Annotated in this window: 21 protein-coding genes; 16 read left to right on the top strand and 5 right to left on the bottom strand. The window is 63.1% G+C overall.

Annotated elements, in window-relative coordinates; all coding sequences use genetic code 11:
• The first annotated feature begins 136 nt into the window (after positions 1-136).
• On the top strand, positions 137-829 hold the full coding sequence (locus tag VOI29_RS05495) for a metal-dependent hydrolase (protein WP_323776589.1): 693 nt from the start codon (positions 137-139) through the stop codon (positions 827-829).
• A 115-nt stretch (positions 830-944) separates the two neighbouring features.
• Here the strand turns inward: VOI29_RS05495 and VOI29_RS05490 are convergent, their stop codons facing one another.
• Positions 945-1,571, bottom strand: a complete 627-nt coding sequence (locus VOI29_RS05490; protein ID WP_323776587.1) for a DNA-3-methyladenine glycosylase I — start codon at positions 1,569-1,571, stop codon at positions 945-947.
• A 196-nt stretch (positions 1,572-1,767) separates the two neighbouring features.
• A complete protein-coding gene (locus VOI29_RS05485; protein ID WP_323776585.1) occupies positions 1,768-2,217 on the bottom strand; it encodes a nucleoside deaminase in 450 nt (149 codons plus the stop codon).
• Between the two features lie 61 nt (positions 2,218-2,278).
• Between VOI29_RS05485 and VOI29_RS05480 the strand changes: the two genes are divergently transcribed.
• From VOI29_RS05480 to VOI29_RS05410, 15 genes are all read left to right on the top strand, one after another.
• On the top strand, positions 2,279-3,385 hold the full coding sequence (locus tag VOI29_RS05480; RefSeq protein WP_323776583.1) for a pseudouridine synthase: 1,107 nt from the start codon (positions 2,279-2,281) through the stop codon (positions 3,383-3,385).
• 173 nt (positions 3,386-3,558) lie between these two features.
• On the top strand, positions 3,559-4,452 hold the full coding sequence (locus VOI29_RS05475; protein ID WP_323776581.1) for a 5-bromo-4-chloroindolyl phosphate hydrolysis family protein: 894 nt from the start codon (positions 3,559-3,561) through the stop codon (positions 4,450-4,452).
• Between the two features lie 18 nt (positions 4,453-4,470).
• On the top strand, positions 4,471-5,661 hold the full coding sequence (locus tag VOI29_RS05470) for a toxic anion resistance protein (protein ID WP_323776579.1): 1,191 nt from the start codon (positions 4,471-4,473) through the stop codon (positions 5,659-5,661).
• Positions 5,662-5,666: 5 nt separating this feature from the next.
• Positions 5,667-6,608, top strand: a complete 942-nt coding sequence (locus tag VOI29_RS05465; protein ID WP_323776577.1) for a DUF2927 domain-containing protein — start codon at positions 5,667-5,669, stop codon at positions 6,606-6,608.
• A gap of 36 nt (positions 6,609-6,644) precedes the next feature.
• Complete coding sequence (locus VOI29_RS05460; RefSeq protein ID WP_323776575.1) at positions 6,645-7,820, top strand: SPFH domain-containing protein; 1,176 nt, start codon at positions 6,645-6,647, stop codon at positions 7,818-7,820.
• 70 nt (positions 7,821-7,890) lie between these two features.
• Positions 7,891-9,012, top strand: coding sequence for a TFIIB-type zinc finger domain-containing protein (locus tag VOI29_RS05455; protein WP_323776620.1), 1,122 nt, complete (start codon positions 7,891-7,893; stop codon positions 9,010-9,012).
• A gap of 85 nt (positions 9,013-9,097) precedes the next feature.
• Positions 9,098-9,544: a D-aminoacyl-tRNA deacylase gene (gene dtd / locus VOI29_RS05450; RefSeq protein WP_323776573.1), complete on the top strand. Its 447-nt coding sequence runs from the start codon at positions 9,098-9,100 to the stop codon at positions 9,542-9,544.
• A gap of 448 nt (positions 9,545-9,992) precedes the next feature.
• On the top strand, positions 9,993-11,576 hold the full coding sequence (locus tag VOI29_RS05445) for an ABC transporter substrate-binding protein (RefSeq protein WP_323776571.1): 1,584 nt from the start codon (positions 9,993-9,995) through the stop codon (positions 11,574-11,576).
• A complete protein-coding gene (locus tag VOI29_RS05440; RefSeq protein WP_323776569.1) occupies positions 11,577-12,533 on the top strand; it encodes an ABC transporter permease in 957 nt (318 codons plus the stop codon).
• Positions 12,530-13,345 (top strand): ABC transporter permease, encoded by an 816-nt coding sequence (locus tag VOI29_RS05435; protein WP_323776567.1) that lies wholly within the window; start codon positions 12,530-12,532, stop codon positions 13,343-13,345. Before VOI29_RS05440 ends, VOI29_RS05435 begins: the two co-directional genes overlap by 4 nt.
• Positions 13,342-14,979 carry an ABC transporter ATP-binding protein gene (locus VOI29_RS05430; protein WP_323776565.1) on the top strand — a complete coding sequence of 546 codons (1,638 nt, stop codon included), beginning with the start codon at positions 13,342-13,344 and terminating at the stop codon, positions 14,977-14,979. The genes VOI29_RS05435 and VOI29_RS05430 overlap by 4 nt, the downstream gene beginning before the upstream one ends.
• Before the next feature lie 221 nt (positions 14,980-15,200).
• Positions 15,201-15,842, top strand: a complete 642-nt coding sequence (locus VOI29_RS05425) for a DUF1326 domain-containing protein (RefSeq protein ID WP_323776563.1) — start codon at positions 15,201-15,203, stop codon at positions 15,840-15,842.
• A gap of 6 nt (positions 15,843-15,848) precedes the next feature.
• Entirely contained in the window at positions 15,849-16,673 is an 825-nt protein-coding gene (locus VOI29_RS05420; RefSeq protein WP_323776562.1) for a DUF2182 domain-containing protein, read from the top strand.
• 148 nt (positions 16,674-16,821) lie between these two features.
• Complete coding sequence (locus tag VOI29_RS05415) at positions 16,822-17,658, top strand: alkaline phosphatase family protein (RefSeq protein ID WP_323776560.1); 837 nt, start codon at positions 16,822-16,824, stop codon at positions 17,656-17,658.
• Positions 17,659-17,726: 68 nt separating this feature from the next.
• Positions 17,727-18,284 (top strand): DUF4453 domain-containing protein, encoded by a 558-nt coding sequence (locus VOI29_RS05410; protein ID WP_323776558.1) that lies wholly within the window; start codon positions 17,727-17,729, stop codon positions 18,282-18,284.
• Here the strand turns inward: VOI29_RS05410 and VOI29_RS05405 are convergent.
• The 3 genes from VOI29_RS05405 to VOI29_RS05395 all read right to left on the bottom strand — a co-directional run.
• A complete protein-coding gene (locus tag VOI29_RS05405) occupies positions 18,281-19,216 on the bottom strand; it encodes an alpha/beta hydrolase (protein WP_323776556.1) in 936 nt (311 codons plus the stop codon). The genes VOI29_RS05410 and VOI29_RS05405 overlap by 4 nt on opposite strands.
• A gap of 117 nt (positions 19,217-19,333) precedes the next feature.
• Positions 19,334-21,226, bottom strand: coding sequence for an acyl-CoA synthetase (locus VOI29_RS05400; protein WP_323776554.1), 1,893 nt, complete (start codon positions 21,224-21,226; stop codon positions 19,334-19,336).
• A 213-nt stretch (positions 21,227-21,439) separates the two neighbouring features.
• Positions 21,440-22,097, bottom strand: a 658-nt coding sequence (locus VOI29_RS05395) for an ATP-binding cassette domain-containing protein (protein WP_323776552.1), incomplete at its 5' end; no start/stop codon positions are given.

The following is a 22,097-nucleotide window of genomic DNA, read 5'->3' as shown; positions in this document are numbered from 1 at the left end:
CTGCAAGCCTGCAAGGGGCGTTCGCTGCATCCTGCGATGACAGGGCGGCTGGCCAGGCAAATTATCCGCAGGCTTCAATTCCATTCCGCACCAGGCCTGCTAGGCTTCAGCCCGAAGACACGGGAGGAGATTTTGGATGAAGATCATATGGCTGGGCCACGGCTCATTCCGCATCGAGACCAGCGGCCAGGTGCTGCTGGTAGACCCTTGGCTCAGCGGCAACCCGGTGCTGCCGGAAGACCAGCACGAGGCGGCCATTGCCGGCGCCACCCATATCCTGCTGACCCATGTGCATTTCGACCATGTGGTGGACGTGCTGCCGCTGGCCAAACGGCTGGAGGTGCCGGTGGCGGGGCAATACGATCTGATGGGGCTGTGGGGCGAGACCGAAGGAGTTAAGACCATTGGCTTCAACAAGGGCGGCACCGTGGATCTGGACGGGGTGAACGTTGCAATGGTGCCTGCCTCGCACAGTTCGACCTTCAACACTCAGGACGGCTTGCGCACGGGCGGCTCGGAGGTCGGATACATGCTGATGGCCGAGGGCAAGACAGTCTATCTGTCTGGCGATACGGCGGTCATGGCGGACATGGAATGGATGGGGGATTATTACAAACCCGATATCGGTATCCTGTCGGCGGGAGGGCATTTCACCATGGACATGAAACAGGCGGCCTATGCCGCGAAACGGTATTTCAGCTTCAAGACGGTGATCCCCTGCCACTACAAAAGCTTCCCGGTGCTGGAGCAGGACGCATCGGACCTGATCGCGGGGCTGCCAGGCGTCGAGGTCATCGAACCGGAGGTGATGAAAGCAATCGAGCTTTAATCCGGAACCGCCGCCGCGCGGCTCCCGCCCGCCGCCCGATCTGCGCGGCAGACCGGTGCCCGTTGGGCCGGGCGCCGGGCCTTATGGCCCGGCGCGGTTGCGCTACGGCCGTAAGCTACCTGCCGGAAGCCTCCAGCCGCGGCACGGTAAAGGCCTTTCTCGCCTCTGCTGCCTTTTTCCGGCAGATGCAGCCGTTGGCGTGGTCGTTGACCAGACCCATCGCCTGCATGAAGGCAAAAGCAGTCGTCGGGCCGACAAATTTCCAGCCGCGTTTCTTCAGCGCCTTGGAGAGGGCCACGGAATCAGGGCTGGTTGAGGCGGTCTGCGGCTCCGGCAGGTCTTCGGGCCTGGGCTCAAAGCTCCAGAAAAACGCGGCCAGCGAGCCGGCCTCGGCCACCAGTTCCTGTGCCCGGGCCGCGTTGTTGATCACCGCTTCGATTTTGCCGCGGTGGCGGATGATGCCCGTGTTCTGCAGCAGCCGCTCCACATCTGCCGCGCCGAATTTGGCCATTTTGTTGAAATCGAAGCCGGCGAAGGCCGCGCGGAAATTTTCGCGCTTGTCCAGAATTGTCCGCCAGCTGAGGCCGGACTGGAAGCTCTCCAGGCAGACCTTCTCGAACAGGCGGATGTCGTCGCCCACCGGATAGCCCCACTCCTCGTCATGATAGCGCAGAAAATCCGGCGCGGAGGCGGCCCAGCCGCAGCGGGGCTGGCCATCGGGGGCGGTGTAAAGCCGGCTCATGCGGTCTCCGTCATTGTGCCTGGTCCCGCATGGCGCAAATTGCGGCCTCGCGGCGCTGGATCACGGATCAAGGATCCAATCCTCTGGTGGTATTCTGTGCCAATTGCAACCTTGGGGTATTTAACCCAGCCGCACAGTAGGACAGGCACTCCAATCCGGCAAGCGCAATTGCCCCCGCACGCCACCCGCGGCGCATTCAGCGTTTTCTGGCGAAGAATTGCTTGAGCAATTCGCTGGCCTCGACCTCGGCGATGCCATCGTAGACCTCGGGCGCGTGATGCGCCTGAGGGTGCGAGAACACACAGGCGCCATGCGCCACGCCGCCGGACTTGGGATCGGAAGCGCCGTAATAAACGCGCCGGATGCGGGCCGCGGCGATGGCGGCGGCGCACATTGCGCAAGGTTCCAGCGTCACATAAAGGTCATAGCCGGCAAGCCGCTCGCTGCCCAAGGCCGCACAGGCTGCGCGGATGGTCAGGATCTCGGCATGGGCGGTGGGGTCGTTCATCTCGCGCGTGCGGTTGCCCGCCAGGGCGGCAACCTGTCCGTCCGGCGCGATCAGCACGGCGCCCACCGGCACCTCGCCGCGTCCCGCCGCCTCCCGCGCCTGCTCCAGCGCCTTGTCCATATGCGATTTGAACGCCATGCCCCTTCCTGCCTGCGATTGCGCGCTTTCGCAAGGCGGCGGAATGCTCTATGGCACGCACATGAGCAACACACCCGCATCCCCCAAGGGCAAACCGGCCCCGAAAGCCGCGGCAGGCAAAGCGCCCGCCGCAAATCCGACTGACGGCAAGGCGCCCGAAGGCGACCGCATCGCCAAGGTCCTGTCGCGCGCCGGCGTCGCCTCGCGCCGGGAGGCTGAACGGATGATTTCCGAGGGCCGTGTGACGGTGAATGGCAACAAGATCGCCAGCCCGGCGCTGAACGTGACCGCCGCGGACCGGATCAGCGTCGATGGCAAGCCCTTGCCCGAGGCCGAGGCGCCGCGGATGTGGCTGTATTACAAGCCTATCGGCCTGGTCACCTCGAACAGCGACGAAAAAGGCCGCACGACGATCTTTGACGAGCTGCCCGAAGACATGCCCCGGGTGATGACAGTGGGACGGCTTGACATCAATTCCGAGGGCCTGCTGCTGCTGACCAATGACGGCGCTATCAAGCGCAAGCTCGAACTGCCCTCGACCGGCTGGCTGCGCCGCTACCGCGTGCGCATCAACGGCCGTCCGCGGGACGAGGATTTTGCGCCGCTGCGCAAGGGCCCGGTAATCGACGGCGAGAAATTCCAGCCGATGACGGTGTCGCTGGACCGCCAGCAGGGCGCCAATGCCTGGCTGACGGTGGGGCTGCGCGAGGGCAAGAACCGCGAGATCCGCCGCGCGATGGAGTATGTCGGATTTAACGTGAACCGGCTGCTGCGGGTGTCTTATGGCCCGTTTCAGCTGGGCGAGCTGAAACCCGGCGCGGTGGAGGAGCTGCGTTCGCGGGTGGTGCGCGACCAGCTGGGGCTGGAGCCGGAAGAGGAAAAACCTGCCGCCCGCCCGACCCGCGGGCGCGGCAAGCCGGGTGGCAAACCGGGTGGTAAGCCCATGGCAAAAACCGGTGGCCCTGGCGGCAAGCCAACTGGCAGGCCGGGCGGTGGTTTTGGCGGCAAGCCCGGTGATAAATCACCCCGTTCTGCAGGCGGAAAACCCGGCCCGAAAGGGCCTGGGAGCCGCGGCGGCACCAGTGGTCGAGGTGCATCCCAGGGTGCAGGCCGGCCCGCACAACGCGGCGGCGGCAAGCCCTCCGGCGGCAAGAATCCCCGGCGCTGAAGCATTTGCGGCAGACTTCCCCCTAGCAAGATCGCCGGCTATCCCCTAGGTTTCCAATCAGTTAATCTTTGCTGGCCGTTCTAGGGGGACCTGCGTGCAGAAACTTGCCTATGCCGCCCTATTGATTCTGATGCTGGGCCTCAGCACCGGCTGGATTACAGGGGGCTGATCCGATGGCACAGCGTTACGGCGGCAAATACAGTCCCGACGGCAAATCCGCGCAGCCGCCCTCCAAGCCCGCGCAATCCTTCCGCAATGCGCAAGTGGATCCTGTTGGCATGCGCGCCAACCTGATGTTTGTGCCGCCTGCGATCCTGACGCTGTTGTCTCTGAATGACGGGGCAACCGGGCTGGCGCTGGGGTTGGTTGGCGCAGGCCTGTGGACTGGCGGGGCGTTCCTGCTGCGCGAGGGGCTGAAGGCCGAGGCGGCCTTTGCCGCCCGCAAGGTGGCCCGCAAACCCGCCCTGCCCCGCAAGATCCTGGCGGCCTTGCTGGCAGGCACCGGCGCAGCGCTGGCGGCGTGGAAAGCTGAACCCGGCCTCCTGACCGCTGCCATCTATGGCACCTCAACGGTTGGGTTGCACCTAACCGCATTCGGGTTCGACCCGTTGCAGGACAAAGGCGCCGAGGGCATCGATGAATTCCAGCAATCCCGTGTCGCCCGCGCGGTGGACGAGGCGGAAGCAAACCTTGACGCGATGAAGGGCGCCGCCCTGCGGGCCCAGAACCGCAAGGTCGAAGCCCGGGTGGAGCAATTCCAGGCGGTGGCCCGCGACCTGTTCCGCACGGTCGAGGAAGATCCGCGCGACCTGACTGCCGCGCGCAAGTACCTGACCGTGTATTTGCAGGGCGCCCGTGATGCGACGGTGAAATTCGCCGATATCTATGCCCGCAGCCGGGACGCCCAGGCCCTCAGCGATTACCTGGCGCTGCTGGATGATCTGGAACAGAACTTTGCCGCGCGCACCCGCAAAATGCTGGTGGAAGACCGCGCGGATCTGACCATTGAAATTGATGTGCTGCGCGACCGTTTGCAGCGTGAAGGGGTCCATCTGGACCAAAACTGATCAGCGAGGAAGCCGTTCATGTCCGAAGCCGTGCAACAGAAAGCCGTCCAAACCGAGGCCCTGGTCAATGAGGTCACGGCAATCGAACTGCCTGAGCCCGCCGCAGACATCCAGCCGCTGGAGCAGGCCGACGCGGCCACCAGCGAGGCGATCCGGGTGCGGTTGGATCAGATCGACATGGGCGACACCAATTCGATCATCCATTTCGGTTCTGCCGCGCAAAGCGAGCTGCAGACGATCAGCCAGGCGATGCTGGCCGATGTGCGCAACAAGGACGTCGGGCCTGCGGGCGACAGCCTGCGCAATATCGTGACCACCATCCGCGGCTTTTCGGTTTCCGAACTGGACATCCGCCGCAAGCCGACGTTCTGGGAACGCCTGCTGGGCAAGGCGGCCCCCTTTGCCAAGTTCACTGCGCGGTATGAAACCGTGCAGGGGCAGATCGACAAGGTCACCGATGACCTGCTGGGGCATGAGCACACCCTGCTGAAGGACATAAAGTCGCTCGATATGCTGTATGAAAAGACGCTGAGCTTTTATGACGAGCTGGCACTGTATATCGCGGCGGGCGAGGCCAAGCTGGCTGAGCTGGACGGGACGGCGATCCCGGAGAAAGAAGCCGAAGTGCAGGCCGCGCCGGAAAATGATCAGGTGATGAAGGCGCAGGAGCTGCGCGACCTGCGCGCCGCCCGCGACGACCTTGAGCGCCGGGTGCATGATCTGAAACTCACCCGCCAGGTCACTATGCAGTCGCTGCCCTCGATCCGGCTGGTGCAGGAAAACGACAAGTCTCTGGTGACCAAAATCAACTCGACCCTGGTGAACACCGTGCCGTTGTGGGAAACCCAGCTGGCCCAGGCGCTGACCATCCAGCGTTCGGCCCAAGCGGCGGAAGCCGTGCGTGATGCCAATGACCTGACCAACGAATTGCTGACCTCCAACGCCGCCAATCTGCGCCAGTCGAACGAAATGATCCGGCAAGAGATGGAGCGCGGTGTGTTCGACATCGAAGCGGTGAAACAGGCCAATGCCGACTTGATCGGCACCATTCAGGACAGCCTGCGGATTGCTGACGAGGGCAAGGCCAAACGCGCCGCAGCCGAGGCCGACCTGCAGAAGATGGAAGCCGAGCTGCGCGATACGCTGGCTGCTGCCAAGTCGCGCCGCGACGGGGTTGGCGACAACGCCGGCACCGCTGTGCCGGGCTGAGCGGAGTGGCAGGCGTGCAGGCAACGACAGCCGTCTGGAAAAGCGCAGCAGCCCTGGCCGGGCTTGCCGCCGTGTCCGCCTGCCTGCCGTTTGCCCAGCCGGAATCGCTGGTGCCGCGGGCCCGCCCTGCTGTGCCGGCGCCAGCGGTCTACAAACCCTCAGCCGACAGCGCGCAGCTGGCCTATTATTATAATGCCTTGCAGCGCGACCTGCTGACCCGCGGGCTGCTGCGCACCGATGGCGGCGGCCCGGACACGCCCTATGATGCCGGGGATCTGGCGGAAAGTTTCGAGGCGCTGGCGTTTTACGATGAATACGGCGGATCCGGACTCTCCGGCGGCCTGGGCCGCTGGGCCGGGCCGGTGCGGATCGCCGCAGAATTCGGCCCGTCGGTGCCCGCGGCGCAGCGGTCAGCGGACAGGGAAACGGTTACCGCTTATGCCGCCCGGCTGGCCCGGGTCACCGGCCACCCGGTCGGCACTGTGGCCTCCCGGGCAAATTTCCACGTGATCTTTGCCAGCCTTGATGACAGCGCCTTTGTTGCTGAACGGGTGCGCGAACTGCTGCCCGCAATCAGCGCCAGGGACTTGTCGCTGCTGGCCGCCCCGCCGCGCAGCTTTTACTGCCTGGTGGTTGCCGGCGGCCCGCAAAGCAATCCGCTGTCCTACACCCGCGGGGTGGCGCTGATCCGCGCCGAACATCCCGATCTGGTGCGCAAGAGCTGCGTGCATGAGGAAGTGGCGCAGGGCCTTGGCCTTCGCAACGACAGCCCGCGGGCACGGCCCTCGATCTTCAACGACGATGACGAATTTGCGCTGCTGACCAGCTTTGACGAAAAACTGCTGCAGATGCTGTATGATCCAAGACTGAAAACAGGGATGGGCGCCGCAGACGCCCGCCCGGTGATCCGCATTCTCGCCCGCGAGGCGATGGGCCAGGAACTGTAGGCCTGAAAACAAAGCCATGTGAAGAGGACCTGACAGATGGGTATTTTCGATTTTCTCAAAGGCGAATTCATTGATGTCATTCACTGGGTGGATGACACCCATGACACCATGGTCTGGCGGTTCGAGCGCGAGGGCCACGCGATCAAATACGGCGCCAAGCTGACGGTGCGCGAGGGCCAGGCGGCAGTGTTCGTGCATGAGGGGCAGCTGGCGGATGTGTTCACCCCCGGTCTCTATATGCTGGAGACCAACAACATGCCGGTGATGACCACGCTGCAGCATTGGGACCACGGCTTTCAGTCGCCGTTCAAATCAGAGATCTATTTCGTCGACACCACCCGTTTCAGCGATCTGAAATGGGGCACCAAGAACCCGATCATCTGCCGCGACCCCGAATTCGGCCCGGTGCGGCTGCGGGCCTTTGGCAGCTATACGGTCAAGGTCGCCGACCCGGCCCGGTTCCTGACCGAGATCGTCGGCACCGATGGTGAATTCACCATGGACGAGATCTCGTTCCAGATCCGCAACATCATCGTGCAGGAGTTTTCCCGCGTGGTGGCGGGCAGCGGCATTCCGGTGCTGGACATGGCCGCCAACACCGCCGATCTGGGCAAGCTGGTGGCGGCGGAGATCTCCGGCACGCTGGCGGACTACGGCCTGATGATCCCGGAGCTGTACATCGAGAATATCTCGCTGCCGCCCGCAGTGGAAGAGGCGATGGACAAGCGCACCCAGATGGGCGTTCTGGGCGATCTGGGGCGTTACACGCAATTCTCGGCAGCCGAAGCCATGACCGCTGCGGCACAGACCCCGAACAGCGGCATGGGCGCCGGCATGGGGATGGGCATGGGAATGGCGATGGCGCAGCAAATGGGGAACATGGCAGCGGGTCAGCCCGCAGGCCCCTGGGGCGCCCGCCCCGCCCCCGCTGCAGCCGCACCGTCCGCCCCTGCCGCAGCCCCGCAGGCCGCCCCCGTGGCCCCGCCCCCGCCGCCGGTCGAACATGTCTGGCACATTGCCGTGGACGGGCAGACCTCCGGCCCGTTTTCCAAGGCCCGGATGGGGCGGATGGCGCAGGAGGGCACGCTGTCGCGGGACACCCATGTCTGGACCCCGGGCCAGGATGGCTGGAAACGGGCCGGCGACGTGATCGAGCTGGCGCAGCTGTTCACTGTCCTGCCGCCGCCTCCCCCGCCGCCGCCCGCTGGCTGAGATGCCAGGCCGCGGCGTCTGCTCCTTTTCTTGACCAACTTTGCTACGACAGGTACCTCTCCCCGTGACGATGCCCCCGCCGCCGCCCGCCGACAGCGCGCCGTCTGCCCTTGAGGGCAGCCACCGTTTCCCCTGTCCCAACTGCGGGGCGGATTACCGGTTTGACCCGGACGCCGGCGCGCTGATCTGCGATCATTGCGGCCAGCGGGAAGACCTGCGCGGCGGGCCGTGGGCAGGCTCTGCCCTGCAAGAGCAGGATTTCCGTGCCGCACTGGCGGAACAGCTGCCAGAAGCCGAGATGGAGGTAACCCGCGTCTCCGCCTGCCCGAATTGCGCCGCGCAGGTGGAGTTTGATCCGGATACCCACGCCAGCGAATGCCCGTTCTGCGCCACCCCCGTGGTGACCGGGACCGGCAGCAACCGCCACATCAAACCCAAGGGCGTGCTGCCCTTTGCAGTGACCGAGCGCGCCGCGCATAAGGCCATGACCGACTGGCTGGGCGGGCTGTGGTTCGCACCGGGCGGCCTTAGGGAATACGCCCGCAAGGGGCGGCGGATGCAGGGAATCTATGTGCCCTACTGGACCTATGACGCCCAGACCCGCAGCCGCTATTCCGGTCAGCGCGGCACGGTTTATTACGTCACCGAAACCTACCGGCAGGATGGCAAAACCAGAACCCGGCAGGTGCCCAAAGTGCGCTGGACAGCGGTTTCAGGCCGGGTGCAGCGGTTCTTTGACGATGTGCTGGTGCTGGCCTCCAAAGGCCTGCCCAAACGCTATACCGAAGCGCTAGAGCCCTGGGACCTGTCACAGCTCGAACCTTACCAGCCGCAGTATCTGGCGGGGTTCCGGGCCGAAGCCTATACAGTGGATCTGGAAACCGGCTTTGCAAAAGCGGGCCAGAGGATGGACCGGGCGATTGAACGCGATGTGCGCTTTGACATTGGCGGCGACCGGCAGCGGATCGCCGGTATCGACACTCAGGTGTCGGATGTCACGTTCAAACACATCCTTTTGCCGGTCTGGATGGCGGCCTATAAGTACCGCGGCAAGACGTATCGGTTTGTCATCAACGGGCAATCCGGACGGGTGCAGGGCGAACGGCCCTATTCTGCGGTCAAGATAGCAGCTGCCGCGCTGGCTGCGGCCGTCGTGATTGCCGCTATCGCCTATTTCGCCGGGCAGCAGTAAGCCCAGCCAGACCTTTCGCACCAGCCGCGCCGCGTTGCAGGCGCATACGGCCTGGCGCGGATTAAACTTAGCAAGGACATACCAGATGCGGGCATTGATACAGCGGGTCAGCGAGGCCTCAGTCACCGTTGAGGGCAAGGTCACCGGAGAAATCGGAGCAGGGCTGCTGATCCTGATCTGCGCCATGCACGGCGACACCCAAGCCCAGGCGGACCAGCTGGCGGCCAAAATCTCCAAGCTCCGGATCTTCAAGGATGAAGCCGGCAAGATGAACCGCTCGGTGCTGGAGACCGGCGGCAGTGCGCTGGTGGTCAGCCAATTCACCCTGGCCGCCGACACCCGCCGCGGCAACCGGCCCGGGTTTTCCACCGCCGCCGCGCCTGCCGAGGGCGAACGGCTGTATGAGTATTTTGCCGGGCAACTGTCCCGGCTAGGTTTGGAAATTGCAAAAGGACAGTTCGGCGCCGACATGAAGGTCCGGCTCTTGAATGACGGCCCTGTCACGGTCTGGATCGACACAGAGCAGGTCTGATGCGGCGTCAAAAGGCTGGCATCCGGTGTGCCGCAAACCGGCCTCGGTGATTGCCCCGCAAGGCCCGGCTTTTCACTCCTGAAACAGGCCAGGGTTTGGCTTGTCTGCGGTGCGGAAGACGTTTTCAGACCGCAAAGCATCGATTCTTCCCGAATTCAAACCGGCCTGATTGCCTGATCGTGGCAGATTCATAAAAATTCGCTCATTCCTGAGCACAAAAATTTCTTGTCGCATTCCAGATGTTTTTTTGATTTATACTCGGTATCACTTATAAAAACGGCACCTTACCCGAAAAAGGCGACACCCGCTCCAGCAGCCTCACAACTGCTCATTTCCCGCTGCCAAAGGTCTCGCGAATAACCCTTGCGAGGTTGCAGCAAATGCGCAAATCTTGAATCATCAATCAAAAAACAGGTGCCGCAGCACCGCAATCAATCGGGAGAAATCGATGAATAGACATATGCAGTACCTTGCCAGCCAGGCTGTGGCGGGCAAACTGTCGCGCCGCGACTTCCTCGGCAAGGCCGCCGCTCTGGGCTTCACCGCTGTTTCTGCCAACCTGCTGCTGTCCGGCGCTGCCAAGGCGGCCGGACCGCAAAAGGGCGGCACCATCCGTTTGGGCCTGCAGGGCGGCTCCACCACCGACAGCCTTGATCCGGCCCTGGTCACCAACACCGTTGGCCTGATGGTCACCCGCCTGTGGGGTGAAACGCTGGTCGAACTGGCCGACGATGGCGGCATCGAGCACAAGCTGGCTGAAAGCTATGAGGCGTCGGCCGATGCCCGCACCTGGACCTTCAAGATGCGCCAGGGCGTCACCTATTCCAACGGCCAGGATGTCACCGCCGAAGACGTGGTCAAGACCATGGAACGCCACAGCGGCGAGGACACCAAATCCGGCGCGCTGGGGATCATGCGCGGCATCAAGGACGTGCGCGCCGATGGCGACAGCGTCGTCTTCGAACTGGACAGCCCGAACGCCGACCTGCCCTATCTGCTTGCAGACTACCACCTGATCATTCAGCCCGGCGGCGGCAATGACGATCCGGCGGCGGCCATCGGCACCGGCCCCTACATCATGAAGTCCTCCGATATGGGCGTGCGTTTCGTGGCCGAGAAGAACCCGAACTACTGGGGTGATCTGGGCAATGCGGAAACGGTTGAAATCATTGTCATCAACGATGACACCGCCCGTGTCGCCGCGCTGCAGTCCGGCCAGGTGGATGTGATCGACCGGGTGCCGCCGCGCACCGCGAAGCTGGTGGAACGTGCGCCGAACATCTCCGTGCACTCGACCTCTGCGGCCGGCCACTATGTGTTCATCATGCACTGCAACACCGCACCGTTCGACAACAACGACGTCCGCATGGCGCTGAAATACGGCATCAACCGCCAGGAAATGGTCGACAAGATCCTGAACGGCTATGGCACGGTGGGCAACGACACGCCGATCAACGCCTCTTATCCGATGTACACGGAACTGGAGCAGCGTGCCTATGATCCCGACAAGGCGATGCACCACCTGAAGAAGGCAGGCTATGACGGCGAAATCCTTCTGCGCACCTCGGACAACTCTTTCCCGGGCGCACCGGATGCAGCTGCGCTGTTCCAGCAGTCGCTGTCCAGCGCAGGCATCAAGCTGGATGTGAAGCGCGAGCCGAACGACGGCTACTGGTCGGAAGTCTGGAACAACAAGCCGTTCTGCACCAGCTACTGGGGCGGCCGTCCGACCCAGGACCAGATGTTCACCACCGCCTATCTGTCGACCGCAGACTGGAACGACACCCGTTTCAACAACGAACAATTCGACCAGATGCTGGTTGCCGCCCGCGGCGAACTGGACGTCGCCAAGCGCACTCAGATGTATGCCGACATGTCGACCATCCTGCGCGACGAAGGCGGCCTGATCTGTCCGATGTTCAACGACTTTGTCGAAGCGACCACCGCTAACGTGGATGGCTGGGTCGAAGGTGTTCCCGGTCAGGTTCTGATGAACGGCTATGCCGCCAGCAAGCTGTGGGTCAAAGCCTAAATGTCGCCTGTTTTCAAACTTTTGGCTCAGCGCATCGCGCTGAGCCTCCTCCTTCTTCTGCTCATCTCAGTGGTGATCTTTGCCGGCACGATGGTGCTGCCCGGCGATGTCGCCCAATCGATTCTGGGCCAATCGGCAACTCCCGAAGCGCTTGCCAACCTGAGAGCTGAGCTTGGTGTCAACGATCCGCCCGTGCAGCGCTATTTTGCCTGGCTGTTCGGTGCCATCCAGGGCGACCTGGGCACCGCGCTCACCAGCGGCCAGGATATTTCCGAGGCCCTTGCCAGCCGCTTCTGGAATACCCTGTTCCTGGCCTTCTGGGCGGCCGTGGTTGCGGTGCCCCTGGCCATTTTCCTGGGCCTGCTCGCCGTCCGTTTCAAGGACCGCTGGCCCGACAAGCTGATCTCCGGCGTCACTCTCGCCTCGATCTCCATTCCCGAATTCCTGATCGGCTATGTGCTGATGTATCTCATCGCCGTGAAGCTGCGCTGGTTCCCGTCGGTGGCGATGATCAACGACAATATGAGCCTTTTCGAAAAGCTCAACGCCATCGCCCTGCCGATTGCCGTGCTGACCCTGGTTGTGCTGGCGCACATGATGCGGATGACCCGTGCCGCGATCCTCAACGTGATGCAGTCGGCCTATATCGAAACTGCCGAGCTGAAGGGCCTGAACGCCTTTCAGGTGATCTACCGGCATGCTTTCCCGAACGCGGTTGCCCCTATCGTCAACGTGGTGATGCTGAACCTCGCCTATCTGGTGGTCGGCGTTGTGGTGATCGAAGTGGTGTTCGTCTATCCCGGCATGGGCCAGTATCTGGTCGACCACGTGTCCAAGCGTGACGTGCCTGTGGTGCAGGCCTGCGGTCTGATCTTTGCCGCCGTCTATATCGGGCTGAACATGATTGCCGATATTGTCGCCATCCTGTCGAACCCGCGCCTGAGGCATCCGAAATGAAGAATATCCCCGTTTCCGCACTCATCGGGCTGTTCTTCACGGCCCTTTATTTCCTCGGCGCGATTTTCGCGCCGCTGCTGGCCCCCTACGGGGTGGGCGAAGTGGTCGGCGATGTCTGGGAGCCCGCCAGCGCGGAGTTTCTGCTGGGCACCGACAACATCGGCCGCGATCTGCTGACCCGGATGATCTACGGCGGCCAGACCACGATCTTCATCGCCACCGCAGCAACCGTGCTGTCCTTTACCACCGGCTCCATTCTGGGCTTTATCGCCGCCGAAGCGGGCGGCTGGCTGGACCAGGCGATGTCGCGGTTTGTCGACCTGATCATGTCGATCCCGACGCTGATCTTTGCTCTGGTCGTGCTGTCGGTCATGCCGGTGACCATTCCCACTCTCATCGTTGTGATGGGGCTGCTGGACTCGACCCGGGTCTACCGGCTGGCCCGGGCGGTCGCGGTCGATATCGAAGTGATGGACTACGTCGAAGCAGCCCGGCTGCGCGGCGAAAAGACCACTTGGATCATCTTCCGCGAAATCCTGCCCAACGCGTTGTCGCCGCTGGTGGCCGAAATGGGCCTGCGGTTCATCTTTGCAGTGCTGTTTGTCTCCACCCTGTCTTTCCTTGGCCTTGGCGTTCAGCCGCCGGCGGCTGACTGGGGCGGCATCGTGAAGGAAAACAAGGACGGTATTGTCTATGGCATTCCCGCAGCCCTGATCCCGGCCTTTGCCATCGCCACCCTGGCGATCTCGGTCAACCTGGTGGCTGACTGGGTGCTGAACCGGACAACCTCGCTGAAAGGAGGCCGCGGATGAGCGATACCCTGTTGAAAGTCCGTGACCTGAAGATCGGCGCGACCATCTACCCGCCGGGGGAAAAGCCCAAGGATATCGAGATCGTGCACGGGGTCAGCTTTGATCTCGCGCCCGGCAAGGTGCTGGGGCTGATCGGCGAATCCGGTGCCGGCAAATCCACCATCGGCCTCGCCTCCATGGCCTATGGCCGCGGCGGCGTGCGGATCACCGGCGGCGAGGTTTGGGTCAACGGGCGCGATATCCTGAAAACCGGCCTCCGCGATGTACGAAAGCTGCGCGGCGGCGAAGTGACCTATGTGTCGCAATCGGCAGCGGCCTCCTTTAACCCGGCCAAAAAGATCATGGACCAGGTGGTCGAGGCAGCGGTGGAGCAAAAGAAGTTCTCCCGCAAGGAGGCCGAGGAGCGCGCGCGCACCCTGTTCGCCAAACTGGGCCTGCCGGATCCGGACAATATCGGCGAGCGCTACCCCCACCAGGTGTCGGGCGGCCAGCTGCAGCGCTGCATGACGGCGCTGGCGCTGTGCCCGGAGCCGGATCTGGTGGTCTTTGACGAGCCCACCACGGCGCTCGATGTGACCACCCAGATCGACGTGCTGATGGCGATCAAGGAAGCAATCCGCGACACCGGCGTTGCCGCGCTCTACATCACCCATGACCTGGCGGTTGTGGCGCAGGTGAGCGACGACATCATGGTGCTGAAGATGGGCAACACCGTGGAATACGGCAGTGTCGATCAGATCATCAACAACCCTCAGGAGGAGTACACCCAGGCGCTGGTCTCGGTCCGCTCCATCGAGCATGAGGAAAAGGCTCCGACGCCTGATCCGGTGCTGAGCGTGAGGAACATCACCGCGCGCTACAAGGGCACCCAGTTCGACGTGCTGCATAATGTGAATGTTGATCTCTACCCCGGCCAGACACTGGCGGTGGTGGGCGAGTCCGGATCCGGCAAGTCCACCCTCGCCCGCGTCATCACCGGGCTTCTGCCACCGCGCGAAGGCGAGATCGAATTTGCCGGGCGCACGTTGTCGCCGGACCTCAAGGGGCGCAGCCGCGAGGACTTGCGCGAGTTGCAGATGATCTACCAGATGGCAGATGTCGCGATGAACCCGCGCCAGACCGTCGGCACCATCATCGGCCGGCCGCTGGAATTCTACTTCGGGATGCGCGGCGGCGAGAAGAGGAAGCGGATCATCGAACTGCTGGACGAGATCGAGCTGGGCGAGAAGTTCATGGACCGCTATCCGGCAGAGCTGTCGGGCGGCCAGAAGCAGCGTGTCTGCATTGCCCGCTCGCTGGCTGCGAAGCCGAAGATGATCATCTGCGACGAGGTCACCTCGGCGCTGGACCCGCTGGTGGCAGACGGCATCCTGAAGCTGCTGCTGGACCTGCAGAAGATCGAGGATGTCGCTTATCTGTTCATCACCCACGATCTGGCAACCGTGCGCGCCATTTCCGACAACATCGCAGTGATGTACCAGGGCAAGGTTCAGCGCTACGGCGGCAAGTCCAAAGTGCTGAGCCCGCCGTTTGACGATTACACCGATCTGCTGCTGAGTTCCGTCCCCGAGATGAAGCTGGGCTGGCTGGAAGAGGTGATCGCCAACCGCAAAATGGAAAGCGCCGGCAACTGATCCGGCGGCCGTCTGCGACGCTATACGCCCCTGCCCGGTTCCGGGCGGGGGCATTTTCTTTTCTGCCCCTCGTGATTTTATGGTAAATTGCCGCCACCTGAGCGAATGCGGCGGGTCCAGCCGCTAACAAGATCCAGACATTGAGCGCGGCCGTTTCCTGTGCAGGCCACCCCGTTTCCGACGGGCGGTATTTTTGTTAACGATTTCCGGGAGGAACTGCCATGAAAGACTGGGCCATTCACGGTTTGGGAATTGCCAACTGCAACTGCGTTCCCGGCTGCCCCTGCCAGTTTTCGCAATTGCCCAGCGACGGCACCTGCGAGGCGATGCTGACCTTCCGCATCGACAAGGGCCATCACGGCAAGGTGTCTCTGGACGGGTTGACGGCTGCGGTGCTCTACAAGTGGCCGGGCGCCGTTCATGAAGGCAACGGCGAGATGCAGATGATCATCGACGAAGGCGCCTCCGCCGATCAGCGCGCGGCGCTGGAAGCGATCATGCGCGGCGAGGACACCCAGGAATTTGCCACCATGTTCCATGTCTTCAGCACCATGAGCCCGACCAAGCACGAAACCCTGACCGCGCCGGTCTCGATCGATTTCGATGCGGAGAAGATGACCGGCTCGGCCAAGGCTGGCGATATCGCCGAAACCACGGTCAAGCCGATCGCCAATATCGTGTCGGGAGAACCGCATTCCGTCAGCATCAAGCTGCCCAACGGGTTCGAGTACGCCGAGGCCCATGTCGCCAGCGGCAGCACCGTCACCCATAAGGGGGCAATCCGGCTGGAAAAAAACAGCGATACCCACACCCATGTGGCCGAATTGCATTTGACCGGCGACGGTGTCCAGCGCGCGGCCTGACCGGCCGTGGGCCGGCAGCAGCAGTTTCGGGGGCCGGCCGAACGTCTGGCCCGCCGCGATCAGGCGGTGGTGCTTGGTGCTGTAGGGATGATCCTGCTGCTGAGCTTGCTTTACACCGTTTCCGGCGCAGGGATGGAGATGAGCGCGGTCGAGATGACCCGCATGGCCCGCCCCATCGGGGAGCCGATGCAGATGGGCGCGGTTGGCGCCTGGACCCCGGGTTACGCGGCGCTGATCTTTCTGATGTGGTGGATCATGATGATCGCCATGATGACTCCCAGCGCGGCGCCGGTACTGCTGTTGTATACGGCCATCAAGAAAGCCGGCGCCCGGCCTGGCCAAGCATCGGTGCTGGGCCTCCTGTTTCTGTGCGGCTATCTGCTGGCCTGGGCCGTTTTTTCATTTGCTGCCACGGCCTTGCAATGGTGGCTGGAAACAGCGGGACTGTCGGACGGGCCGATGATGTCGCTCAGCAGCCGCGCGCTTGGCGGCGTGTTGCTGCTGGCGGCCGGCGCCTATCAGTTTACCCCCAGCAAACACGCCTGCCTGCTTCATTGCCGTATGCCGGTACAATTTCTGACCGCGCATAACCGCACTGGGCTGGCCGGTGCTGTGCTGATGGGCGCCCATCACGGCGTTTTTTGCCTCGGCTGCTGCTGGGCATTGATGCTGCTGCTGTTCGCCGGCGGGATCATGAATCTCTACTGGATTACCGGCCTTGCGCTTTATGTGCTGGCAGAAAAACATGTGCCCAACCCGCGGCTGTTTACCTGTTCCACCGGCGGGCTTCTGATGCTGGCCGGCTGCTATGTCTTTGCTACGGCCTTCTGAGATCCGGCCGGCGCCTCCGCGGCAATCCAGGTGAACATCCACCTGCATTGCCGGTTTCTGACCATTCATTCGTTTTCTGAATGGCAATTCAAGAATCCGTGACGATGATACCGCACTTAGGCCCTAGCCATGCAAAAGGATTCGGCGAATGGACAACAAACTCCTGCTCATCATTCTGGATGGCGTGCCCTGGCGCAATTTCCGCCGCCTGTTCGGCAACCTCGAAGGCTGGGTCGACAGCGGCGATGCCCGGGTCTGGAAACTGCGTTCGGTGCTGCCGTCGATCTCGGCCAGCTGCTATGCCTCGATCCACACCGGCGTCGCGCCCGCCATCCATGGCTGCACTGGCAACGCCAATGTGTTCCGGCTGAAGGAAAAGGACGTGTTCTCCCAGGTGCGCGAAGCGGGCGGCGTCACCGGCGCCGTGGCGCACAGCTACTGGTCGTCGTTCTTCAACCGTCATCCTTTCGACTACGTGCGCGACATCGAATACGACGAGCCGGAAAGCAAGACCATCAACCATGGCCGTTTTCACTCCATGACCGGCTACGGCAAGGACAACCAGATGACCCCGTCGGATGTCGACCTGTTCGGCACGCTGACCAATCTCTGCCTGCGCTTTGGACTGGACTACGGGATGCTGCACACCTGCACCCTGGACAGCATGGGCCACCGGTTCTTCCACGACTGCCACGAAATGGATCACGCCTGTTTCGTGATGGATGAAATGCTGGCCCCTTTCATCACCCGCTGGCGCGACCTGGGGTATGAGGTGATCGTCACTGCCGACCACGGCCAGGACGAACGCGGCCATCACGGCGGCCGTGGCGCCCTGCAGCAGGAAACAGCACTCTACTACTTTGGCCCGGCCGAAGGCCCCGATCATGACGCAGTGATCGACCAGCGCCAGCTGGCGCCCACTCTCCTCAAGCGGCTGGGCGCGCCGGTTGCGGACAGCATGAAGGCAGAACCGTTCCTGAAATAACGCGGCCGCGGCGGCTTTGTGCTAGACTGCAGCTCAGCCGCCGTATTCGAATGACAGGAATGATTGCCATGAAGTCCTTTGCTGTTGCGCTGTGCCTGCTGGCGCCCCCGGTCCTGGCCAGCGATGCCTGCCACGACCTTTGGTTCACCAGGAACGCTGTCATCGACCGTGCCGGGTACTGTTTCGGCTCCCCGCTGGGGCGGGCTGTGTTCAACAACGGCGATTGCATCGGAAAATCCGTCTCATTGCCGCCGCATGCCGAACGGATGGTGGCATTGGTCAAGGAGATGGAGGCGCGCTTTGGCTGCCGGGTGAACAACAAGCAGACCTATCTGGACCTGGACGATCTGTTCCTCAGGCAGCAGCTGTGGGACCTTCCTGTGCGCGACGAATTTGAAAGCGCCTGCCTGGGCTGGCTGGGTCCGGTGACCGGCCTGCGGGCGGGGCACCGGCCGCAGGCCCCGCTGGTCGGACAGATCGTTGCCGGGGACTATGTCAGCTACTCGCATATCCCGGTGGGCAGCTGGACCTATGTCACAACCTCCGGCCCGGACTGGCAGGCAATCAGCGGCGGCTGGCTGGATACATCCCTGGTTCAGGAGCAATGCCGGGAGGTTGCCGGCTAGGGCGCCGCGTCATCGTAGCTCCAGATCCCCTGCCCCAGCGCCTCGATCGCAACCGAGATCCGCTCAAAACTGTCCCGCGCCCGGCCCACGGTGTGGCGCGCGCGCAGGTATCCGTGGATCAGGCCCGGCTCGTTGATCCAATGCGCCTTGCCGCCGGCCTCCAGGATACGGTCGCGGTAATCGCGGGAGTCATCGCGCACCGGGTCGCAATCAGCCGTCACCAGCACGGTCGGCGGCAGGCCTGAAAAATCGCTGTCGGCAAGCGGAGTCAACCGCGGATCATTTTCCGGCGCCGCGCCATCGGTGCGGATATCCATGTAATACAGCACATCCTCGCGGGTCAGCATCGGCGCCTGGGCGTGTTCGATATAAGACCCCCGGTTCACATCGCCGCCAAAGGCGCCATAGATCAGCACCTGCCCCAGAATTGCCTCCGTCCGGCCACGCGCGTAATGGGAAACCGCGGCGCACAGGTTCGCACCGGCACTGTCACCCGCCAGGACAATACCCTTGCCGTAAGCCGCCTCCACCCATTCCAAAGCGGTCCAGGCATCCTCGAAACTGGCCGGGTGCTTGTGTTCCGGCGCCAGGCGGTAATCCACGGCCACCACCCGGTAGCCGGTCTGGGCGCAGATCTCGGCGCAGACATCGTCGTGGCTGTCGAGCCCGCCGACCACAAATCCGCCGCCATGGCAGAACAGCACCGTGCGGGTCGGATCGCCTGCGGTGTAGACGCGGACCGGCACGCCATTGGCCGAACTGCCGGTGACCGCCACAACATCCGGGCGCGGCGCCCGGAACTCGCGTGCCATGGAATCGTAAATCCGGCGCTGTTCCTCGATGGACATTTCCACGGCGTCATCAGGGTACAGCTCGCCGGTCTTCTGGATAAAGTCCCAGGTCTCCTCGTCGATCAGCCGTTCGTAATCCATCCGCGAGCCTCCCTGCGTGCCTGTTTTTCAGAGCCTAGGCAGAGATTCCCGCAAATGGAATGCCTGAATGAAAAAGCGCCCCTGAGGGCGCCCTTTATCTCACGCCTGCCGGCCGGTTCAGGCCGCCGCCGGCTCCCAGGGCCGGGTGAAGCTGTCCAGAACACCCGCAATTTCTGGCTCCGTACTGCCATTGGCCGCCACCTGGGCCACCAGACCGCGCTTCTTGTCGTCGGTCACGCTGACAACGCGCGCGGCCAGCCCGGCCTTTTCAAGCGCGCCATTGTAAACTCGGATGATCGCGTGTTTGCGCAGATCCGGCTTGAAGACTTTGCCCACGGCGGTCTTAGGCAGCTCCTCCAGCACTGTCAGATGCTTGGGGATCGCCGCGCGCTCATGCACGTGGATCTTGCAGTAGTCCAGCAGCTCCGCCTCGCTGACCGAGGCGCCTGCGACCAGTTCGACAAAGGCGCAAGGCAGCTCACCCGAATGGGCATCCGGCTGGCCGATAGCGCCGGCGAAAGCCACCGCTTCATGCCCCAGCAGCGCTTCTTCGATCTCAGCCGGGTCGATATTGTGGCCGCCGCGGATGATCAGATCTTTGGCACGGCCGGTGATCCACAGATAGCCATCCTCGTCAATCCGCCCCAGGTCGCCGCTGCGCAGGTATTTGCCCTGATAGTAAAGGTCCACGTTTTTGTCGGCTTCGGTATAGGTATTGCCGGGGTAGACGCCGGGGTTCGAGATACAGATTTCCCCGACATCATCCACACCGCATTCCAGCGGGCCGCCGGAGGTCTGCTTGACAATCCGCACATCCGTGTAGGGGAGCGGGATCCCGACCGACCCAACTTTTTTCTCGCCGCCTGGCGGGTTGCAGGAAACCAGGCAGGTTGCCTCGGTCAACCCGTAACCTTCTACAATGGTCACGCCTGAAGCCGCCTCAAACCGCTTGAACAGCTCCATCGGCATCGGCGCCGAGCCGGAAAACGCAGTTTTCACCGAGGAGATGTCAGCGTCCACTTCGCGCTGCATCAGCGCCGAAACAGCTGTGGGCACAGTGATGATAAAAGTGATTTTCCAGCGCTCGATCAGCTTCCAGAAGTTGTCGAATACCCCCTCGCCCCGGTAGCCCTGCGGCGTCGGGAACACCACATGCGCCCCCGAGGATACGGCCGCCATTATGATCACATGCACCGCAAAGACGTGAAACAGCGGCAGCGGACACATAATGTTGTCTTCTTCGGTGAAGAGCAGCGTGTGCCCCAGCCAGCCGTTATAAATCAGGCCCGAGTATTTGTGCTGCGCCACCTTGGGCATCCCGGTTGTGCCGCCGGTGTGGAAATAGCAGGCAACCCGGTCGCCTTTGCTGTCGGCGAAATTCAACGTGGCGGGCTGTTTCGCCATCTCCTTGGAAAAATTCAGGTAATCCGCATGGGCCGCCTTGGCCTGATTGTCCAGTTTGGGCCGGATCAGCGGCACGATCCAGGATTTCGGCGGCGTCAGATAGCGGTTCAGGTCCACCTCCAGCACCGTATTCACCCCGGGCGCATGGCGCACCGCCTCGGCCACCTTCTGCGCCACATCGGTCTTGGGGAAGGGCCGCAGGGTCACCACCACCTTGGCCTTGGTCTCCCGCAGGATCGAGGCGATCTGTTCCGGCTCCAGCAGCGGGTTGATCGGGTTCACAATTCCGGCCACCGCGCCGCCCAGCATGGTCACCAGTGTTTCGTTGCAGTTGGGCAGCACATAGGCGACCACATCCTGCTCGCCGATCCCCAGCGCGCGGAACATGTTGGCCGCCTGGCTCACCTGATCCTTCAGAGTGCTCCAGGTCAGGGTTTCCGCCTTATCCTGGGGGCCGGAAAAAATCTGATAGCTCACCGCCTTGCTGTTCGGGTATCTGCCCGCAGTCCGTGACAGCAGCCCGTACAGCGTGGCCGGCAGATCCCGCGCCTCATACGGCATTTCGTTCTGCAGCGCGTCGCGGTCCGCGACTCCGGAAAATCCCATAAATGTCCTCCCTGTTCCCCCAATAAAAGGGGGGTCTATTTTCGCCAGACTATTGCAAACGCGCCATTGCGCAAGCGCCGGCGCTGGGTCACGCCAAGGCAGTTTACGGCATGACGTGGCGCCATTTTGCGGCCCGTTGCAGCTTTCTGAGCAAAAAACACCCCGGACCCGGTGAGGGGTGCGGGGTGCGGGGTGTTTGGCAGAATTCGGCGTCTACTCCGCCGCCAGCCCTTCGGTGAACTGCAGTTTGGCCAGACGCGCATAAAGCCCGCCCTGCGCCACCAGTTCATCATGGGTGCCGGTGGCCACGATCCGGCCCTGATCCATCACCACAATCCGGTCGGCCTTTTTGACAGTCGCCAGACGGTGCGCCACGATCAGGGTGGTCCGGCCCTGGCTCAGCTCGTCCACCGCGGCCTGCACCAGACGCTCGCTTTCGGCATCCAGTGCCGAGGTCGCCTCGTCCAGCAGCAGCACCGGTGCATCGCGCAGGATAGCACGGGCGATGGCAATCCGCTGCTTCTGACCGCCCGACAGCATCACCCCGCGCTCGCCGACAAAGCTGTCATAGCCTTCAGGCAGTTTCGAGATGAAGCCATGCGCGGCGGCGGTCTGGGCTGCAGCCTCAACTTCGGCATCCGAGGCCTCAGGACGGCCAAAGCGGATGTTCTCGCGGGCCGAGGCGGCGAAAATCACCGGATCCTGCGGCACCAGCGCGATGTGGCGGCGGAACTCATCCCGCTGCAGTGCAGTCAGCGCGACGCCGTCCAGTTTCACCGCGCCCTGGTTCGGGTCATAAAACCTTTGCAGCAGCTGAATAATGGTGGTCTTGCCCGCCCCGGACGGGCCGACAAAGGCCACAGTCTCGCCC

It is taken from the genome of Leisingera sp., assembly GCF_034669605.1.
Lineage (GTDB): Bacteria > Pseudomonadota > Alphaproteobacteria > Rhodobacterales > Rhodobacteraceae > Leisingera.
Note: the sequence above shows the minus strand (reverse complement) of the source record. Positions and strands in the feature narration are given on the sequence as shown.

Bases quoted from the DNA above. Each gene is read 5' to 3' on its own strand.
- VOI29_RS05445 (WP_323776571.1), top strand. From the start codon at position 9,993: ATGAATAGACATATGCAGTACCTTGCCAGCCAGGCTGTGGCGGGCAAA.
- VOI29_RS05430 (WP_323776565.1), top strand. From the start codon at position 13,342: ATGAGCGATACCCTGTTGAAAGTCCGTGACCTGAAGATCGGCGCGACC.
- VOI29_RS05485 (WP_323776585.1), bottom strand. From the start codon at position 2,217: ATGGCGTTCAAATCGCATATGGACAAGGCGCTGGAGCAGGCGCGGGAG.
- VOI29_RS05435 (WP_323776567.1), top strand. From the start codon at position 12,530: ATGAAGAATATCCCCGTTTCCGCACTCATCGGGCTGTTCTTCACGGCC.
- VOI29_RS05455 (WP_323776620.1), top strand. From the start codon at position 7,891: ATGCCCCCGCCGCCGCCCGCCGACAGCGCGCCGTCTGCCCTTGAGGGC.
- VOI29_RS05495 (WP_323776589.1), top strand. From the start codon at position 137: ATGAAGATCATATGGCTGGGCCACGGCTCATTCCGCATCGAGACCAGC.
- VOI29_RS05425 (WP_323776563.1), top strand. From the start codon at position 15,201: ATGAAAGACTGGGCCATTCACGGTTTGGGAATTGCCAACTGCAACTGC.
- VOI29_RS05490 (WP_323776587.1), bottom strand. From the start codon at position 1,571: ATGAGCCGGCTTTACACCGCCCCCGATGGCCAGCCCCGCTGCGGCTGG.
- VOI29_RS05410 (WP_323776558.1), top strand. From the start codon at position 17,727: ATGAAGTCCTTTGCTGTTGCGCTGTGCCTGCTGGCGCCCCCGGTCCTG.
- dtd (WP_323776573.1), top strand. From the start codon at position 9,098: ATGCGGGCATTGATACAGCGGGTCAGCGAGGCCTCAGTCACCGTTGAG.
- VOI29_RS05415 (WP_323776560.1), top strand. From the start codon at position 16,822: ATGGACAACAAACTCCTGCTCATCATTCTGGATGGCGTGCCCTGGCGC.
- VOI29_RS05400 (WP_323776554.1), bottom strand. From the start codon at position 21,226: ATGGGATTTTCCGGAGTCGCGGACCGCGACGCGCTGCAGAACGAAATG.
- VOI29_RS05470 (WP_323776579.1), top strand. From the start codon at position 4,471: ATGTCCGAAGCCGTGCAACAGAAAGCCGTCCAAACCGAGGCCCTGGTC.
- VOI29_RS05460 (WP_323776575.1), top strand. From the start codon at position 6,645: ATGGGTATTTTCGATTTTCTCAAAGGCGAATTCATTGATGTCATTCAC.
- VOI29_RS05480 (WP_323776583.1), top strand. From the start codon at position 2,279: ATGAGCAACACACCCGCATCCCCCAAGGGCAAACCGGCCCCGAAAGCC.
- VOI29_RS05440 (WP_323776569.1), top strand. From the start codon at position 11,577: ATGTCGCCTGTTTTCAAACTTTTGGCTCAGCGCATCGCGCTGAGCCTC.
- VOI29_RS05475 (WP_323776581.1), top strand. From the start codon at position 3,559: ATGGCACAGCGTTACGGCGGCAAATACAGTCCCGACGGCAAATCCGCG.
- VOI29_RS05405 (WP_323776556.1), bottom strand. From the start codon at position 19,216: ATGGATTACGAACGGCTGATCGACGAGGAGACCTGGGACTTTATCCAG.